At 64.8% G+C, this 5,035-nt stretch carries 4 protein-coding genes; 3 read left to right on the top strand and 1 reads right to left on the bottom strand.

All coding sequences use genetic code 11. The annotated features are described in order from the left end of the window. The first annotated feature begins 1,153 nt into the window (after nucleotides 1-1,153). Nucleotides 1,154-1,519: a hypothetical protein gene (locus ACYVD1_RS34305; protein ID WP_460778643.1), complete on the top strand. Its 366-nt coding sequence runs from the start codon at nucleotides 1,154-1,156 to the stop codon at nucleotides 1,517-1,519. Nucleotides 1,520-1,521: 2 nt separating this feature from the next. Continuing rightward, a complete protein-coding gene (locus ACYVD1_RS34300) occupies nucleotides 1,522-1,785 on the top strand; it encodes a hypothetical protein (protein ID WP_460778642.1) in 264 nt (87 codons plus the stop codon). 863 nt (nucleotides 1,786-2,648) lie between these two features. Here the strand turns inward: ACYVD1_RS34300 and ACYVD1_RS34295 are convergent. Further along, nucleotides 2,649-2,852, bottom strand: coding sequence for a winged helix-turn-helix domain-containing protein (locus ACYVD1_RS34295; protein ID WP_460778644.1), 204 nt, complete (start codon nucleotides 2,850-2,852; stop codon nucleotides 2,649-2,651). Between the two features lie 629 nt (nucleotides 2,853-3,481). Between ACYVD1_RS34295 and ACYVD1_RS34290 the strand changes: the two genes are divergently transcribed. After that, on the top strand, nucleotides 3,482-4,363 hold the full coding sequence (locus tag ACYVD1_RS34290; RefSeq protein ID WP_460778640.1) for a hypothetical protein: 882 nt from the start codon (nucleotides 3,482-3,484) through the stop codon (nucleotides 4,361-4,363). The last annotated feature ends 672 nt before the right edge of the window (nucleotides 4,364-5,035 follow it).

Raw genomic sequence — 5,035 nt, 5'->3', positions numbered from 1 at the left:
GGTAGCGTCGGGCACGTCGAGGTCTTTCGGATGGATGGCGTAGGAACCTCCATCGTCGGGAGACCTCGACGTCTATCTGCGGACCGACGCGCCCGGCCGACCTACACCTTCATCTGGGAAGAGCCGCTTTGATCCGTCCGCGCGTCGCACCGGGACCAACCAGCCAACGCTAGATGGCGTTATCAGCTACCTGGACACGGTCCCGTCCCGTCTCGGCTATGGCGGAGACGGCCCCCACCGGGCTTACCCGGTGGTGGGGGCTGCTTTCGGCCGCGCCGTGAAGATCGCTGAAGACAAGTAACCAACCATTCTTACGGGGAGATATTCTATGACTTTTCATCTTAATTACCACCGTCCGCCGCGTCGCCGCGTGTACCGCCCGGACGACCTGCTTCGCGAAGCAGAGCAGGCGGTTACCGCCGCTGAGTCGGCCCCTGAGGGCCGGGACATTGAGCGTGACAAGGCGACCCTTGTTGAGCTCCGCAAGGCTCACAGCGTCAATTCTGTGAGCAACCGGCCGGAGACGTTCGCCGCTCTGATGGCGATTCATAGGGCTTACGTCAAGTAGGCCGTTCTGTTCTTCCCGCGTGCTGTTTCTAATCCTTTCCAGTACGCGGGGAAAGGGGGGGGGGTACCTAGGGCATAGGTACCCCCGCCTACTGCTCATACATAAGGAGGCCCCCTATGCCTGCCCGCTTGACTGCCCCCACGGGTACCTACTGTTCTAGGCCAAGCTGTGTTGTTCCTGTTCTGCGACAGTCGGACAATGGCATTCCGTGGTGCTCGGCCGGGTGCCGCGTGCTCACCACCACAGCCGAGGCTATCGCGAACTGCCAGCGTGTTCCCAAAGGTCGTGACCACGCGCGTGATGTTGACACAATCCTTGCGCTGTTTCCACATGGCAACAGTGCGCCAATCACATTGACTGACAAAGAGTGGCGAGACCTGATCACAATGCGTGATGTCTATCGTGGTCGGTCACCGCGTCGTCCTCGTTAGGGACCGCGACGTTTGTGCAGGTCAGAGGCCCAAGGGGGGTGGCGGGGACCCCCTGACCTGCGGGGACGCGCGCCGGTCGGGGTTACCGGTTCCGTGGCCGGGCACGCACGCACGGTCATTTGTTTTTACTGTTTCTGTAATCAGAAAGGCCGGTATGAGTTACAACGAACACCGCGACCGGCTCATGACCGCATTCCACGCGGTCGCGGAGCCGGACGACGTTCTACATGAGCGGATTTCCTCGGTAGCGAGGCTGCTTGCTCGTGCGGATGATTGCGCCGTGCAAATCGAGAACGACGGCCTAATGGGTCGCGGCTCACAGGGGCAGCACATCGCGCACCCACTACTCGCCGAGGAAAGGAATCTCCGTGTCCAGGCGGACCGTATCTGGTCGGAGAGCCTGCCGGAGAACGCGGCAGAGGCGGAGCCGGACGAATCCGAGCTTTCGGTGACATCGCTCCGAGCCAAGCAGGCCGCTAGGGCCCGTTGGAGTCGCACCAAAGCGTCCGGAGAGCGGTAGACATGGCGAAGGTACGTCGTGCCCGTGCGAAGCGCACGCGGCCGGTTAACGAGCGGCTCCTACGTCCTATCGCGTACAAGGACCGATTGAAGCAGGTGCACGCCTATCTCACCGCGAATGGGGATGATTCGCAGTTGTCTCAAGCGCACCTTGTGAATGCGATGATCTCCCATGCTCCGGATATCTGGCCACATGATCGGGATGTGCAGGCGGAGCGCGCGGCCGACCGTGAGATCCTGGCCTATTACCGGCAACTCGCCTCTTAACAGACTTCCCCGGGCTTCCCGGGGTGCTTGACGTCGCGGTGTTCTCCGTGCCGCGTCCTAGGGCCCGAGCCTCACTGTGAGGTTCGGGCCCTATACGTATGTCTAGGACCTTTAGGACGAAACGACATGAGCAAAACGTGCACAAAGTGCCACGAAACGAAGGTTTTGGAGGATTTCGGCCGCGATAAGTACGCGAAATACGGTCGTCGGCCGGATTGCAAGACGTGTAGACGGGATCAGGATCGGGAGAGGTACCGCGACCGTTGGGAGAACGATTCGGAGTTCCGGGATCGGAAACTACAGCGAAACCGCGACCGTTGGGAGAACGATTCGGAGTTCCGGGATCGGAAACTACAGCGAAACCGCGACCGTTGGGAGAACGATCCCGATTTCCGCGCGCGGGATGCCGCTCGCAACGCCAAACGCCGCGCACTCCAACGCGGCCAACCCGCAGACGGTTCATTCATCCCCGATTGGCTCGCCCATCACGAGGAAATGGACTCTTGGAACTGCCACCTTTGCGGCGGAGCGTTCCGAGCAACGGACACCATCCATTGGGATCACCGCGACCCGGTGAGTGACCGGTTCACGGGTGATGCGCCGAAGGCCGGAACCGTGGTTGCGAACATGGCCGCCGCTCATGAGCGCTGCAACCTCGCACGCGGAGACGTCCCGCTAGCCGAGTGGCACGCGCGTCTAGGGCTCCCCGACGGGGTCGGGTGACTCGTCTCCGCGTAGGTCGGGGCCCTGATGGGGCTCCGGCCTTTTCTTTTGGGCTCTGGGTTGGGAAGCGCTGCCCAAAAGTTGTGTGTGCGGGCTTCTCGCGTACCGTGCTCCGCGCGAGCGCGCTAGGTGAGGCGGAGCTAGGGACGCTTGACGTAGGTGCCCTTCCCGGGAGACGTCACCACAAGTTCCCGCTCAAGCAGGATCGCGTATGCGTCACGCACGGTTCGCCGCGACACCCCGAACCGCTCGCACAGCTCGCTTTCCGACGGAAGACGCGAGTTAGGCGGGTATGTCCCGTCATCGATTTGAGCGGCTACGCGGTCTGCAATCTGCCGATACATCGGTTCGGGGCCTTCGAGGTTTTCGGGCATGACACGACGCTAAGCGGGTTGTGTCGGGGCTCGTCAGTTCAACACGCGTTAACGCAGGTCAGAGCCGTACAGCATAGATTAGGACAGTACGGGACGTGACAGGTAGTGATAGGTGCGGGTAGCGTTAGGGGTTCACAACACAAAGCGGCCCCGCGATGCGGTCAACATCCGGGGCCATGGCCTACCTGAAAGCGCAGGCAGACAGTGAACATCCTAGTGTCCCTTCTGGCCGTGTTCGCACGGCTGTTCCGTCCCTCACAGGGCGTCCACGTGACCCCGTTTGGGTACATCCGTGAGTTGCTCGCCGAGGTCCCGCGTCGCCGCTCCCCGCGCGTCCGGCCGTACGTCGCGGACGCTCCCCACGCGCTTCCCCCTGTCCCTTCCCCGCGTCGTCCCGTTGACGCGCTCCCCCGGACGGCCCTCTCCGCCGCGAGGCCGGTTGTCGATCCCCGCACGGTCGCCGAGCCTGCCGCGTTGGTGCGGGGGCACTACGTGGCGCATGAGCGGCGGGAAGCGCAACGCCGCACGGACCGTGACCGGCTCGGAATCGCCGTTTTGACCGATATCGCGGCCGCCGCGAACCGTTCGGAGGTGTCGGCATGAACGTCACGACTTCTGACTTCAACCCCTGCACCATCGACCTGTGTGCGCTCCGCGCCAATCACCCGGGCACGCACGCGGACGCTGACGGGCACCGCGTAGGCCCGTGCGGTGTCCAGAGGCCGGAAGCGGCTGGACACCCGGCTATCGGCCGGACCCGCATCCCCTGCGTCGCCGAGCTCGGGCACGACGGTCCGCACCGCAACGCGTTTGGCGACACGTGGGAGGACGCGGCGGATGCCGGTACGGGCGCGGCGGATGCTCCGGACGCTCCCGTGTTGGTCCCTACGCCCGACATGCTCCCGGAGGCGGTTGACGGTGAGCCGGTCGTCTATGACGCGTACGGGCCGGACGGAACCGTTCTCGGCACGCTCAGCGGCAATGACGCTTTGACCGCGTGGCTACCGACCACGCCCGACGGTACGCACGGTCCGTTGGTCGCGACGCTGGCCGAGGGTGCGCGCTGGCTTGGCGACGCCGCGAACACCACGGAGGACACGAGCATGTACGCGGACGACACCCGCACGGAGCGTGTGGACACGCTCGCGCGGCAGATCGCGCACGTGTTGACCAACCCGGGCCCGCTTCCGCACGCTGTGGCTCGCCTCAACCGTGCCGACATGCTGTTTTTCCGCCTTGACCGCCTTCTCCGTACCGGTGCTCCCCTTCCTACCGCGTGGCAGCACTCCGCGCGCCGTTCGGACGCGGCTGTACGGGAGCGGGTGACCGCTGGCTACGACGCGCTTAGCGAGGTTCTGAGGACGCAGGGCACCCGCGCGGAGTGTGCGGAAGCCCTCGCTGTCGCGTCCGCGCGCTGGGAGCTTCTGACGCTCGCCATGCGCCAGGGTGCGCCGCTTCCCGACGTTTGGTGCCGCGAGTAGGTCCGCGTAGTTCGGCCTAGGCCCCTGCTAGCTCCGGCTAGTGGGGGCCTTTGCTGTCCGCACCCGCTACAGAGTGACGCACGTCATACAGAAGTCAGGTTGGGTTTGCCAACCGGCTCAAGTACCGGAGGGAGACCAACCCCGAGGCCTCCATCTGGCAGGGTCGTCCCTCCCACCGCAACCGGGGAAACAAGGACCAGGGTGGGAGCAAAGGTCAGGACGGGGACCCGGAGCCAGCCCAACCCCCTTCCTGGAGTCACGGTCACCCTCGTTTTTGACTCCAACTAGGGGGTTCACCACACACCCCACCCCAACCCGCTCCGGTGTTTCGCGCTGCCCACAGTGACCGGCCGCGACACCCTCAACCGGTGTGCTCCGGCGCAGTGGCCCACCGGCCGCAGGCCGCGCTGTTCGGGGTCCGCTGCCCGCAGTGACCGGCCGCGACACCGCCAGGCGTCAACGCTCCGGCGCAGGGGCAGGCATCGGCCCCCAGGCCGACCGGGGTTACCCGGCCGTAGGCCGGGACCGCTCGGACCTCGACCACCCGTCCCGTTATGTTTTTGGTGGCCCCGCAATGGAGCCACTGGCCTACGGGCCCGGCATGACTGGATGTCCCCGTCGAACCCATGACCTAAAGGGTGATGTCACCGGGCCCGATAGGTGCCGTCAGAG

It is taken from the genome of Nocardiopsis nanhaiensis (assembly GCF_054778635.1).
This window is presented reverse-complemented; position numbering and strand designations above follow the sequence as displayed.